This window comes from Citrobacter sp. CK181 (assembly GCF_030333595.1).
GTDB classification, from domain to species: domain Bacteria; phylum Pseudomonadota; class Gammaproteobacteria; order Enterobacterales; family Enterobacteriaceae; genus Citrobacter_B; species Citrobacter_B koseri.
In genome coordinates this window covers 764176-776202 of the sequence record NZ_JAOWFN010000014.1, presented here as the reverse complement: position 1 = coordinate 776202, position 12027 = coordinate 764176, and the positions used below count along the sequence as shown (strand labels likewise).

At 51.9% G+C, this 12027-nt stretch carries 11 protein-coding genes and 2 tRNA genes; 7 read left to right on the top strand and 6 right to left on the bottom strand.

Annotated elements, in window-relative coordinates:
• The first annotated feature begins 1 nt into the window (after position 1).
• Together OGW17_RS17235 and dkgB are read left to right on the top strand one after the other, a co-directional pair.
• Positions 2 to 78, top strand: a tRNA-Asp gene (locus OGW17_RS17235).
• A 163-nt stretch (positions 79 to 241) separates the two neighbouring features.
• Positions 242 to 1045, top strand: coding sequence for a 2,5-didehydrogluconate reductase DkgB (gene dkgB, locus OGW17_RS17230; RefSeq protein WP_071260102.1), 804 nt, complete (start codon positions 242 to 244; stop codon positions 1043 to 1045).
• Positions 1046 to 1069: 24 nt separating this feature from the next.
• Here the strand turns inward: dkgB and yafC are convergent, their stop codons facing one another.
• A complete protein-coding gene (gene yafC, locus OGW17_RS17225; protein WP_012133790.1) occupies positions 1070 to 1984 on the bottom strand; it encodes a DNA-binding transcriptional regulator YafC in 915 nt (304 codons plus the stop codon).
• Between the two features lie 299 nt (positions 1985 to 2283).
• Here yafC and OGW17_RS17220 point away from each other — a divergent pair, with 299 nt between their 5' ends.
• Together OGW17_RS17220 and OGW17_RS17215 are read left to right on the top strand one after the other, a co-directional pair.
• Positions 2284 to 3084 (top strand): endonuclease/exonuclease/phosphatase family protein, encoded by an 801-nt coding sequence (locus OGW17_RS17220; protein WP_024130650.1) that lies wholly within the window; start codon positions 2284 to 2286, stop codon positions 3082 to 3084.
• Positions 3085 to 3160: 76 nt separating this feature from the next.
• A complete protein-coding gene (locus tag OGW17_RS17215; RefSeq protein WP_071260099.1) occupies positions 3161 to 3931 on the top strand; it encodes a class I SAM-dependent methyltransferase in 771 nt (256 codons plus the stop codon).
• A 48-nt stretch (positions 3932 to 3979) separates the two neighbouring features.
• On the opposite strand, the gene mltD is transcribed toward OGW17_RS17215, so the two are convergent.
• Entirely contained in the window at positions 3980 to 5347 is a 1368-nt protein-coding gene (gene mltD, locus OGW17_RS17210; RefSeq protein ID WP_047458772.1) for a murein transglycosylase D, read from the bottom strand.
• A 71-nt stretch (positions 5348 to 5418) separates the two neighbouring features.
• Positions 5419 to 6174, bottom strand: coding sequence for a hydroxyacylglutathione hydrolase (gene gloB, locus OGW17_RS17205; RefSeq protein WP_071260096.1), 756 nt, complete (start codon positions 6172 to 6174; stop codon positions 5419 to 5421).
• Between the two features lie 33 nt (positions 6175 to 6207).
• Here gloB and OGW17_RS17200 point away from each other — a divergent pair, with 33 nt between their 5' ends.
• A complete protein-coding gene (locus tag OGW17_RS17200) occupies positions 6208 to 6930 on the top strand; it encodes a class I SAM-dependent methyltransferase (RefSeq protein WP_012133785.1) in 723 nt (240 codons plus the stop codon).
• Here the strand turns inward: OGW17_RS17200 and rnhA are convergent.
• Entirely contained in the window at positions 6927 to 7394 is a 468-nt protein-coding gene (gene rnhA / locus OGW17_RS17195) for a ribonuclease HI (protein WP_071260094.1), read from the bottom strand. The genes OGW17_RS17200 and rnhA overlap by 4 nt on opposite strands.
• Before the next feature lie 64 nt (positions 7395 to 7458).
• Between rnhA and dnaQ the strand changes: the two genes are divergently transcribed.
• Both dnaQ and OGW17_RS17185 read left to right on the top strand, forming a co-directional pair.
• Complete coding sequence (gene dnaQ / locus OGW17_RS17190; RefSeq protein ID WP_024130648.1) at positions 7459 to 8190, top strand: DNA polymerase III subunit epsilon; 732 nt, start codon at positions 7459 to 7461, stop codon at positions 8188 to 8190.
• Between the two features lie 133 nt (positions 8191 to 8323).
• Positions 8324 to 8400: transfer RNA gene (locus OGW17_RS17185), tRNA-Asp, on the top strand.
• A gap of 115 nt (positions 8401 to 8515) precedes the next feature.
• On the opposite strand, the gene OGW17_RS17180 is transcribed toward OGW17_RS17185, so the two are convergent.
• Together OGW17_RS17180 and fadE are read right to left on the bottom strand one after the other, a co-directional pair.
• On the bottom strand, positions 8516 to 9286 hold the full coding sequence (locus tag OGW17_RS17180) for an amidohydrolase (protein ID WP_071260091.1): 771 nt from the start codon (positions 9284 to 9286) through the stop codon (positions 8516 to 8518).
• A gap of 107 nt (positions 9287 to 9393) precedes the next feature.
• The gene (fadE, locus tag OGW17_RS17175; protein ID WP_071260088.1) at positions 9394 to 11841 is read right to left on the bottom strand and encodes an acyl-CoA dehydrogenase FadE; all 2448 of its coding nucleotides are present in this window, start codon (positions 11839 to 11841) and stop codon (positions 9394 to 9396) included.
• Positions 11842 to 12027 lie beyond the last annotated feature (186 nt).

Genomic DNA, 12027 nt, shown 5'->3' with positions numbered 1-12027 from the left:
TGGAGCGGTAGTTCAGTTGGTTAGAATACCTGCCTGTCACGCAGGGGGTCGCGGGTTCGAGTCCCGTCCGTTCCGCCACTTATTAAGAGCCCTGAGCTAACGCTCAGGGCTTTTTTCTTGTCTGCTGTTCCATTATTGCTTATTTCGCAAAAATCCTCTGCGTTCTACGATCTTTTTCCGCATAAAAACAACCGCGATAATCCCTCCTCAGTTAACGACACAACAATTAATGAGGAACTCAATGACAATCCCTGCATTTGGTTTAGGTACTTTTCGCTTGAAAAACGATGTTGTTATCGCATCGGTCAAAACAGCGCTGGAACTGGGCTATCGTGCAATTGATACCGCACAAATCTATGATAATGAAGCGGCTGTTGGTCAGGCGATTGCCGAAAGTGGCATCCCGCGTGGCGAGCTGTACATCACCACCAAGATTTGGACTGAAAATCTCAGCAAAGAGAAGCTGATCCTGAGTCTGAAAGAAAGTCTGGAAAAACTGCGCACTGATTATGTGGATCTGGCATTGATCCACTGGCCGTCACCAAACGATGCGGTATCTGTCGAAGAGTTCATGCAGGCGCTGCTGGAAGCAAAAGAGCAGGGACTGACGCGCGAAATCGGTATTTCTAACTTTACTATCCCGTTGATGGAAAAAGCCATTGCCGCTGTCGGCGCAGAAAACATTGCGACTAACCAGATTGAACTGTCTCCGTATCTGCAAAACCGCAAGGTCGTGGATTGGGCAAAACAGCATGGAATTCACATCACCTCTTACATGACGTTGGCTTATGGTAAGGCACTGAAAGATGAAGTGATTGCCCGTATTGCCGCTAAGCACAATGCGACTTCGGCGCAGGTGATCCTTGCATGGGCAATGGGAGAAGGCTACTCCGTAATTCCTTCTTCCACTAAACGTGAAAACCTGGCAAGCAACCTGCTGGCGCTCGATCTGCATCTGGATGCCGAAGATAAAAAGGCGATTGCCGCACTGGACTGCAACGATCGCCTTGTCAGCCCGGAAGGTCTGGCGCCAGAGTGGGACTGATCGGCTAACACTCTCTCTGTATCCTTAACCCTCTTTTACAGCTCCTTCGGGGGCTGTTTTTACATGATCGCTGAGAAAATCGATAAATGCCCGAATGCGGGTACTGACCGCACGATCGCTGTAATAAACGGCACTGAAAGGCATCTCTACCGGTAGGCGCTTATCGGCCATCAGCTCCACAAGCTCTCCCCGCGCGATTTCTTTATCAATCATATAGTCAGACAGGCAGGCGATCCCGTTACCACTCAGACAAAGCTGCTTGAGCGTCTCACCGCTATTTGACGACAGACCGCTGCTGATTTCATGGAGTTGCCCGTCGCTACATGCTACAGGCCATGTATTGAGCGAAGCCGGTTCAGTGAATCCGAGACATAGATGCTGTTTTAACTCTTCAATGGTTTCGGGTTTGCCAAAGCGGGCAATATAATCCGGCGACGCGATAATCTTTCGATAACTGGTAAAGAGCGGGCGGGCACGCAGGCTTGAATCGGTCAGCGTCCCGGCACGTATGGCGACATCGACCTTTCGTTCAATCAGATTGATGAATGTTTCTGAGGAAACCAGTGATAGCGTCATTTCTGGATAACGCTCGCGAAAAGGCTTAACCAGCGGCATCAGAAAGTGCAGTATCACCGGCGTGGCGGCGTCGATACGCAACAGGCCGCGTGGAGTGCTTCGCGTTTCCATCACCTCCGTTTCAGCGGCGGCCATGTCTTGTAGTATTGACTGCACGCGACGAAAGTAACGTTCGCCTTCTTCCGTCAGACTCAACTGGCGTGTTGTGCGATTAAGCAGACTCACGCCCAGTTTCATTTCCAGCTTTTTGACTGCCCGGCTGACCGCAGAATTCGCCTGTCCAAGTTGCTCCGCAGCGCGGCTAAAGCTACCGCTTTCGACTACGGCAACAAATATCACGAGTTCTTCTGATGTAGCTTTCATTTTTGCACCTGAAGCAAAATTACATTGATATTTTGGCTATTTTTTCATTAAAACATCCTGGGCTGTTGGTTTCAATCTGCGCGTGAGGTGTGGTGGCCGGAGAGCCTGTTCTGACGGCGTTAACCTGTGATCGATTGGATAGGCCAGTTCGCGCTGTTCCTGGTTAAATTTACGGAGGTAAGCGCTTGCTTACAAAACAATATGTAACTGCTCGTTGAAAGTGTGAGCTAAAATCCCTATAACAGAATAACCAGTCCGTGCCCGGGCTGGTTGACGTTACAGAGGTTTTAAAGTCAAACGTGCGAAAAAATACTTATGCCATGCGCTATATTGCCGGACAACCCGCCGAGCGGATTTTACCGCCTGGGTCGTTTGCGAGTATTGGCCAGGCATTACCCGCCGGAGTGCCGTTAAGCAGTGAAGACCGCATTCGGATTCTGGTGTGGAATATCTTTAAACAGCAGCGGGCCGAATGGTTATCGGTGCTGAAAAACTTTGGCAAAGATGCGCACCTGGTTTTATTACAGGAAGCGCAAACCACGCCTGAACTGGTGCAGTTTGCGACCGCTAACTATCTTGCAGCCGATCAGGTTCCCGCTTTTGTGTTACCTCAGCATCCTTCGGGCGTTATGACGCTTTCTGCTGCTCATCCCGTCTACTGCTGCCCGCTGCGCGAACGTGAGCCCATCTTACGTTTGGCGAAGTCAGCGCTGGTGACCGTTTATCCTTTGCCTGATACGCGATTGTTGATGGTGGTAAACATTCACGCCGTTAACTTCAGTCTTGGGGTGGATGTGTATAGTAAGCAGTTACTTCCTATTGGCGATCAAATTGCGCATCACAGCGGCCCGGTGATTATGGCTGGTGATTTCAATGCCTGGAGCCGACCACGAATGAATGCGCTGTATCGCTTTGCGCGCGAGATGTCCCTGCGCCAGGTACGTTTTACTGACGATCAGCGCCGACGGGCGTTTGGCCGTCCTCTTGATTTTGTGTTTTATCGAGGTTTGAACGTTAGCGAGGCTTCCGTACTGGTCACGCGCGCGTCCGATCATAACCCGCTACTCGTTGAATTCAGTCCCGGCAAACCTGAGCAATAAGGTGTGTCAGGTCTGCCGTGGGGCAGGCCTGAAGTGGTGCTGCCCTTTATTTTGCAAACAACCAAAGGACAACACGATGACAACACACTCCCACCATGACAACGTCGAAAAGCAGTTTGGCTCTCAGGCAAATGCCTATTTAACCAGCACCGTTCATGCTTCTGGTCGTGACTTACAGCGACTGGCGGAACGGCTGTCCTCTTTTCCGCATGCCAGCGTACTGGATATGGGATGTGGCGCCGGGCACGCCAGTTTTATTGCTGCGCAGAACGTAAAGCAGGTGGTGGCTTACGATTTGTCTTCGCAGATGCTTGAGGTCGTCGTACAGGCGGCGAAAGAGAAAGGTTTAGAAAATATCGCGACCCGACAGGGGTATGCTGAAAATCTGCCGTTTGAGGATCACGCTTTTGATGTTGTGATTAGCCGCTATTCTGCACATCACTGGCATGATGTTGGGCTGGCACTGCGTGAAGTCAACCGGGTTCTGAAAGCGGGTGGCGTGTTGATTATGATGGATGTGATGTCGCCTGGGCATCCGGTGCGCGATATCTGGTTACAGACTGTAGAAGCGTTACGCGACACTTCTCATGTACGTAACTACTCCAGCGGTGAGTGGCTGTCTCTGGTGAATGATGCGAATCTGATTGTCGATACGTTGTTAACGGACCGCTTACCGCTGGAGTTCAGTTCATGGGTAGCGAGAATGCGTACGCCTGCGGCGCTGGTTGAGGCTATTCGTTTGTATCAGAAGAGCGCATCCGCGGAGGTAAAAGCGTATTTCGCTTTGCAGGAGGACGGTTCGTTTACCAGCGATACGATTATGGTTGAGGCGCATAAAGCGGCATAAATAAAAAAGGCACTGGGGGGAAACCAGTGCCTTTTCTGAGTCATGCTATCAGGAGTCAGGTGTGCTGCTGTTCTTCACAAACAACGTTAGCTGATCGCCTGGTTGCAGATTTGCTGTATCGCTGTTCCAGCGCATCACATCTTTGATGTTCACCCCGTGACGTTTGGCGATACTCGAAAGCGAATCACCTTTCCGCACACGATAGGTAATGCTATCGCTGTTGTTGGCCAGACGCTGTGCGCTACTGCCTGCGCCAATCGTCAGACTTTGGCCCACTTTCAGGTTAGATCCGCGCAGACTATTCCACTGCTGCAAATCTTTCGTGCTCACGCCAAGGCGTGCCGCGATGCCGGAAAGCGTATCGCCAGAGCGAACTTTATAGCTACGGCTGTTCAGCGGCGTATTGTCTGCGACCAGCGTAGACTGTACGGCAGCAATTTCGCCTGAAGCCAGAGACTCACGCAGTTGTTCTGCATGCTTCTTTGGCACCATCACGTACTGTGGGCCGCTAACGCCTAGCGTAGAGCCTTTCACGCCAGCATTAAACGCCTTCAGCTTGGTGACGGACATGCCCGCCATATCTGCAACCTGCGCCATCTCAACCGGGCTGCTCAAACGAACACGCGCCAGCGCACGGCTTTCGTCTGTGGTTGGCAGACGCACGCCATAGCGTTTGCTGTTTTTGAGAATATCACTCAATGCCAGCATTTTTGGCACGTACAGCTTCGTTTCCTGAGGTAACGAAAGCGACCAGAAGTCGGTGGCTTTGCCACGCGCCTTATTCGCTTTGATTGCCTTCATCACGCGACCTTCGCCGCTATTATAAGCTGCAACGGTCAACAGCCAGTCGCCATCAAACATCTTATTCAGACGCTGCATCATGTCTAACGCGGCCGTTGTGGAAGCCACAACGTCACGACGCGCATCATAATTGCGGGTCTGTTTCAAACCATAATTGCGCCCTGTGCTCGGAATGATCTGCCAGATGCCTGCGGCATTGGCGCCAGACGTTGCGTGTGGGTCAAAAGCGCTCTCCACTATGGGTAGTAGTACCAGTTCCATCGGCATGTTACGTTTCTTAACCTGCCCGGCTATCCAGTACATATACGGCTCTGCCCGTAAAGTTACATCGTGGAGATAGCTCTTATTGCGTAAATACTTCTGTTTCTGTTCGCGTATCCGGTTGTTCTCCGGAATTCCCATCTTTAGCTCGTCGCCAATGAAAGCCCACAAGTCTTGATCCGGCGCGAGAGACGTCCCATCGTCCATCCATCGTGCCTGACTCGTAAACTTTCCTGCTTCCCCTTGACCAGCTGCAGAAAGGCTCTGTGCGTGCTGTTGGACGTTGCCAGTGTTCTGAGACGACTGGCACCCCACAAGCAGGACAGAGGCGAGTAATATCGCTTTTGCCTTCATGTGTGTGTCAATAGTTGCTTAAAAGACGACCGATCATAACGGCGAAGTTCGCCAATGACAAGTAGGAATTGTCAGAAGCTGTCTTTCTTTGACCTTAACCAGGCAAAACGCTCTTCAGGTTGTTGCAACTTTGTTTCTTTGTTTATTTCATTAATTAAATCAGGATCTTTCGTTCTCAAAAAAATATTATTTTTCCGCTCATTTTTCAGAATTACGGGGAGTGTAATTTGGTTTTTTGCGCGTAACTCATTAACTTTACGATAATATTCATTTATGAACGAATCGTGCGGTAGGATGCTCAATGCAAACTTCATGTTTGCTAAAGTATACTCATGTGCGCAACAAATCAGCGTATCGTCAGGAAGGGCGCTGATTTTTTTAAGTGATTGATACATCTGTGAGGCTGTACCTTCAAACAGGCGTCCACAACCTCCAGAGAAAAGGGTGTCGCCGCAGAAAAGGTAAGGGTGGCTAAAGTAACAGATATGTCCTAAAGTGTGACCCGGTGTGGCAAATATACTAAATTCATGCCCTAAAACGAGGGCGCTATCGCCATCTTTGACTACGCGCGTGGTTCCCTTATCTTGTGTTTCTGCCGGTCCGTAAACCACTACGTGCGGAAAATGTTGAAGAAGTTCTTTCACGCCGCCAACATGGTCGTGGTGATGGTGAGTGAGGAAAATCGCTTCCGGCTGCCAGTTCTTCTCTTTGATGGCGTTTAGCACGGGAGCCGCTTCGCCAGGATCAACGATCAGACAACGTCCTTCATTATTACTCAGAACCCAGATGTAATTGTCCTGAAATGCGGGAATACTGTTAAGATTCATAAATTACCTCTTAGTGCGTAGCGGAAGGTTGTGATGAAACCGGCAAGGATCCCTCAAACAGTCATAGCTCCCCATCGCTGGGGCGATTTGCCCTGGGGTGAATACTATCGTGAGGCGCTGGAGCATCAGCTTAACCCGTGGTTCGCCAAAATGTATGGTTTTCATTTGCTTAAAATTGGTAATTTAAGCGCAGAAATCAACTCTGAAGCGTGCGCCGTTTCTCATCAAGTCAATATTTCCCTGCAAGGCGCGCCCGTCCAGGTTCAGGCCGATCCCTTACATCTTCCCTTTGCCGATAAGTCTGTTGATGTTTGTCTGTTGGCGCATACGCTACCGTGGTGCGTCGACCCACATCGGTTACTGCGTGAAGCCGACCGGGTGTTAATTGATGATGGCTGGCTGGTTTTGAGTGGTTTTAACCCGATTAGCCTGATGGGCCTACGTAAGCTGGTGCCCGTCTTGCGTAAATCTTCACCTTATAACAGCCGGATGTTTACGCTGATGCGCCAACTGGACTGGCTCTCGTTATTGAATTTTGAAGTGCTGCACTACAGCCGTTTTCATGTTTTACCCTGGTCAAAGCAAGGGGGAAAGCTGCTGAGCACGCATATTCCGGCGCTGGGCTGCCTGCAACTGATTGTGGCGCGTAAGCGAACCATCCCGCTTACGCTTAACCCGATGAAACAAAATAAAAGCAAAGCGCGGATTCGCCAGGCCGTGGGCGCGACCCGGCAATACCGTAAGCCAGACGCTTAAGCCTCTGCCTGATAGCCAACGTCTTCCTGCGTAGGGTTCATCGCTGCCGCACGCGCCAGCTCATCGCAACGTTCGTTTTCAGGATGGCCGGCATGGCCTTTTACCCATTCCCATTTGATTTGATGTTGGCCCAGCGCGGTATCAAGGCGCTTCCAGAGATCGACATTCTTTACCGGCTTTTTCTCTGCTGTTTTCCAGCCGCGCTTTTTCCAGTTGTGGATCCATTGCGTAATTCCCTGACGGACATACTGGCTGTCCGTGCTTAATGTGACTTCACAATGTTCTTTTAACGCTTCCAGCGCGACGATGGCCGCCATAAGCTCCATGCGATTGTTAGTTGTGAGGCTATATCCTTCGCTAAAGGTTTTTTCATGGCCGCGATAGCGTAAAATAGCGCCATAACCACCTGGACCTGGATTTCCCAAGCAAGAACCATCGGTGAAAATTTCTACCTGTTTAAGCATCTCTGGTAGACTTCCTGTAATTGAAATCGATCGTAAAACGACAAGTCTGACATAAATGACCGCTATGAGCACTGCAATTACACGACAGATCGTCCTCGATACCGAAACCACCGGTATGAACCAGATCGGCGCCCACTACGAAGGCCATAAGATCATTGAGATCGGTGCAGTCGAGGTCGTGAACCGCCGCCTTACCGGCAATAACTTCCACGTCTATCTAAAACCGGACCGACTGGTGGACCCGGAAGCGTTCGGCGTACACGGTATTGCAGATGAATTTCTGCTCGATAAACCCGTTTTTGCCGATGTGGTTGACGACTTCCTGGAGTATATCCGTGGCGCGGAACTGGTGATCCATAACGCATCGTTTGATATCGGCTTTATGGATTATGAGTTCGCCAAACTCAGTCGTGGTATTCCGAAAACAAGCGAGTTCTGCAAAATCACCGATAGCCTGGCGCTGGCGAGGAGGATGTTCCCCGGCAAGCGTAACAGCCTTGATGCGCTTTGTTCACGCTATGAGATAGATAACAGCAAACGTACGCTGCACGGCGCATTGCTCGATGCCCAGATTCTGGCCGATGTCTATCTGGCGATGACCGGCGGGCAAACGTCGATGGCCTTCTCAATGGAAGGGGAAACACAGCAGCAGCAGGGTGAAGCGACAATCCAGCGTATTGTCCGCCAGGCCAGCAAGTTACGCGTTGTTTTAGCGACTGATGAAGAGCTGATGGCGCATGAGTCGCGTCTCGACCTGGTGCAGAAGAAAGGCGGAAGTTGCCTCTGGCGGGCGTAATTCGGGGTTTTACGACGTAAAAATAGCCGTCCGGGTGATTTTTACAGCAAACGATTCAAAACGTGAGAAAAACCGTTGACGAGGTGCAAGGCAATCCGTAATATGCGCTTCGTTCCCAAGAGGAACACAACGTGGAGCGGTAGTTCAGTTGGTTAGAATACCTGCCTGTCACGCAGGGGGTCGCGGGTTCGAGTCCCGTCCGTTCCGCCACTATTCAGAAAGCCTGAATCAGAAATGATTCAGGCTTTCGCCGTTTTAGCCTTCAACAAAAATTATCCTTCTCTGTAGAAATGCCAGAATCGTTGCAGAGAAGGATGAACAATCATCAGCGTAACGTGAACGGGTCGGCGTCCTGCCATGCCGGAAATTTCTCGCGGTATTCCCGTAACGCCGTGAGCGACAGGTCTGCATCAATACGTGTCGCCTGATGTGGCTCGGCGGTGGCGATAATCTCTCCTTGCGGGTTAATCACCCGACTGTCCCCACGGTAATGGTGCCCGTTGCCGTCAGTGCCAACACGGTTGCAGCCTGCTACATAGGCCTGGTTTTCAATCGCGCGTGCGGTGAGCAGCGCCTGCCAGTGTAGCGAACGTGGAGCAGGCCAGTTCGCCACATACAGCGCCAGGTCATAATCATTAAGATTGCGGGACCATACCGGAAAACGCAGGTCATAACACACTAACGGCAGAATACGCCAGCCGCGCCATTCAACGACAACACGTTTATCGCCCGCCTGGTAATGATGATGTTCATCCGCCATGCGGAACAGATGGCGTTTATCATAGCAATGAACGTTGCCGTCAGGTTCAACCAGTAAAAAACGGTTTACCGGGCCACGTTCGGTTTGCAACGCAGCGCTGCCCGCAATCAGGGCATCAGTCTGTTGTGCTTTGGCCAGCATCCAGTCGATCGCATCTTCTTGCGGGAGTGACTGAAGTGCGGCTTCCATCGTAAAACCGGTGGTAAACATTTCAGGTAAAACAATGACGTCACGTCCGGTGATGGTTTCCAGCAGTCTGTCAAAATGACGTAAATTGGCCGGACCGTCCATCCAGACCAGCGGTTGTTGCAACAGGGTAATTTTCAAACCAGGCACGATCGGGGCTCCTCGTTGAACTGCATTTTTACACTGTAGCATGAGCATCAACGAAAATGTGGCAATAAAAAGCCCCGCAGAAGCGGGGCTTTCAGGGGAGGTGAGGATTAAGCGGCTTCGACTTTACGCACTTGCTTCTCTGGCAACTTTACCGGCTGAGTCGCCAGCGCGTCGGCATCAAAATCATCAACGTTAATGCTGCGCAGACGGCTTTCTTCCGCTTTCACCAGAATGGCGGCTTCATCGTTATCAATCAGCCCTTTTGCCAGCGCGTTATGCGCCAGTTCATCCAGACGGGTAAACGGCAGATTTTTACCCAGCTCTTTGCAGATCCGCTGGTGGATAGGATCTGCCGCTATTACGTCCAGCAGCGCTTCTTCCAGCAAGCCGACCGGGTTATGCTCGCTCGGCGTCAGGTATTGACCGCGACCGATACGTGAACGGGTTGAGCTCGGTACTTGTAGAATCTGCGCGACCTTATGATCCAGCTTGTCGGAAGGGGCAAGGTAGTGACGACCGGTTGGGAAGATCACCACGTTCAGCAGACCCGCAACAAAACGGTTCGGGAAGTTTTGCAGCAGTTCATCCATCGCTTGCTCCGCCTGATACAACGCATCCTGTACGCCCCAGTGCACCAGCGGCAGATCGGCTTCGTTACGGCCTTCATCGTCATAGCGTTTCAGCACGGCGGAGGCCAGATACAGCTGGCTTAAAATATCGCCCAGGCGTGCGGAGATACGTTCACGACGTTTCAGGCTACCGCCCAACACCGCCATTGAGACATCAGACAGCAGGGCCAGGTTGGCGCTCAGTCGGTTAAGGTGCTGGTAATAACGTTTCGTTGCGTCGCTGGTTGGGGTGTAGCTGGTCAGGCCGCGGGTCAGACCGAGCCAGAAGCTGCGTACTTTGTTGCTACCGACATGGCCGATATGTTTAAACAGCAGATTGTCGAACGCATTCACATCGTTGCTTTGCGCGGCGGCCATCTCTTCCAGAACATACGGATGACAGCGAATCGCCCCCTGACCGAAGATCATCATGCTGCGGGTCAGGATATTCGCACCTTCAACGGTGATGGCGATAGGCGCCCCCTGGTAAGAACGCGCCAGGAAGTTGCTTTCGCCGAGCATAATGCCTTTACCACCGGTAATGTCCATTGCGTCGATGATGGACTGCTGGCCGCGATGGGTACAGTGGTACTTGACGATAGCTGACAGCACCGCCGGTTTTTCACCCAGCATAATGCCGTAGGTAATCAGCGACGCTGCGGCGTCCATTACGTAGGCGTTACCGGCAATGCGCGCCAGCGCCTCTTCAATACCTTCCATCTTGCCGATAGAGATTTTGAACTGGCGACGAATATGGGCATATGCCCCGGTTGCCAGCGCGACAGATTTAACCCCGCCGGTCGAGTTGGACGGCAGCGTGATACCACGGCCTACCGACAGGCATTCCACCAGCATACGCCAGCCCTGGCCTGCCATCTTCGGCCCGCCAATGATGTAGTCGATCGGCACAAAGATATCTTTGCCGTGCGTAGGCCCGTTCTGGAACGGTACGTTCAGCGGGAAGTGACGGCGACCAATTTCGACGCCAGGCGTTGAGGTCGGGATCAGCGCACAGGTGATACCCAATTCTTCTTCACCACCCAGCAGCTTTTCCGGGTCAGAGAGTTTAAAGGCCAGGCCCAGCACGGTCGCGATAGGGGCCAGCGTAATGTAACGTTTGTTCCAGGTCAGGCGCATACCCAGCACCTGCTGGCCTTGCCATTCGCCCATGCAGACGACGCCGGTATCAGGAATTGCTCCCGCATCGGAGCCCGCTTCCGGGCTGGTCAGCGCGAAGCAAGGGATCTCCTGACCACGCGCCAGACGCGGCAGGTAATGGTTTTTCTGCTCTTCAGTACCGTAGTGTTGCAGCAGTTCACCTGGGCCTAATGAGTTAGGTACGCCCACGGTAATCGCCAGAATCCCGGAAACGCCGGAGAGTTTTTGCAGCACGCGAGACTGCGCATACGCCGAAAACTCCAGGCCGCCGTACTCTTTCTTGATGATCATCGCGAAGAAGCGATGCTCTTTCAGGTAGTCCCACAACTCCGGCGGCAGATCGGCTAATTCGTGCGTGATCTGGAAATCATTCGCCATACGGCAGGCTTCTTCTACCGGGCCATCCAGGAACGCCTGTTCTTCAGCGGTCAGATGCGGTTGCGGATAGTTGTGCAATTTTTTCCAGTCAGGTTTGCCCTGGAAGAGATCGCCTTCCCACCATGTTGTACCGGCATCAATGGCCTCTTTCTCCGTGCGTGACATCGGCGGCATCACTTTACGGAAGCTACGAAACGCTGGCGCAGAGATCATCGACTTACGCATCGGCGTAACGTTAAACGGTACGAGGATAATGGCCAGAGGAACCAGCACCCAGATAGACCACAGGCCAGCAACGCCCAGCGCGGCTGTCCATGCGAGTAAAATCAGGCTGCTGAGGAATAAGCTCACGCGGTGATAAAACAGCGCGCCGAGCAGAACAACCGTTGCGAGAATACTCAAAATCATCATAACGAAAAGCTCCCTTGCTTGTAGGAGGTCTGACCACTTGTGATGATATGGTTGTAGTGGATGTCATTTCTTTTAGCAATGTGTTTACAAAATAATTACAACGAAGCTCACATTGTTGCCGTTTTCACCGGCACAAAAAATCAAAAGCCAGCGGCATTCCTGTGGCTTGTGCTTCTCGCTTTCTGC

Coding starts and splice junctions, on each gene's coding strand:
- OGW17_RS17215 (WP_071260099.1), top strand. CDS start 3,161: ATGACAACACACTCCCACCATGACAACGTCGAAAAGCAGTTTGGCTCT.
- dnaQ (WP_024130648.1), top strand. CDS start 7,459: ATGAGCACTGCAATTACACGACAGATCGTCCTCGATACCGAAACCACC.
- yafC (WP_012133790.1), bottom strand. CDS start 1,984: ATGAAAGCTACATCAGAAGAACTCGTGATATTTGTTGCCGTAGTCGAA.
- dkgB (WP_071260102.1), top strand. CDS start 242: ATGACAATCCCTGCATTTGGTTTAGGTACTTTTCGCTTGAAAAACGAT.
- rnhA (WP_071260094.1), bottom strand. CDS start 7,394: ATGCTTAAACAGGTAGAAATTTTCACCGATGGTTCTTGCTTGGGAAAT.
- fadE (WP_071260088.1), bottom strand. CDS start 11,841: ATGATGATTTTGAGTATTCTCGCAACGGTTGTTCTGCTCGGCGCGCTG.
- OGW17_RS17200 (WP_012133785.1), top strand. CDS start 6,208: ATGAAACCGGCAAGGATCCCTCAAACAGTCATAGCTCCCCATCGCTGG.
- mltD (WP_047458772.1), bottom strand. CDS start 5,347: ATGAAGGCAAAAGCGATATTACTCGCCTCTGTCCTGCTTGTGGGGTGC.
- gloB (WP_071260096.1), bottom strand. CDS start 6,174: ATGAATCTTAACAGTATTCCCGCATTTCAGGACAATTACATCTGGGTT.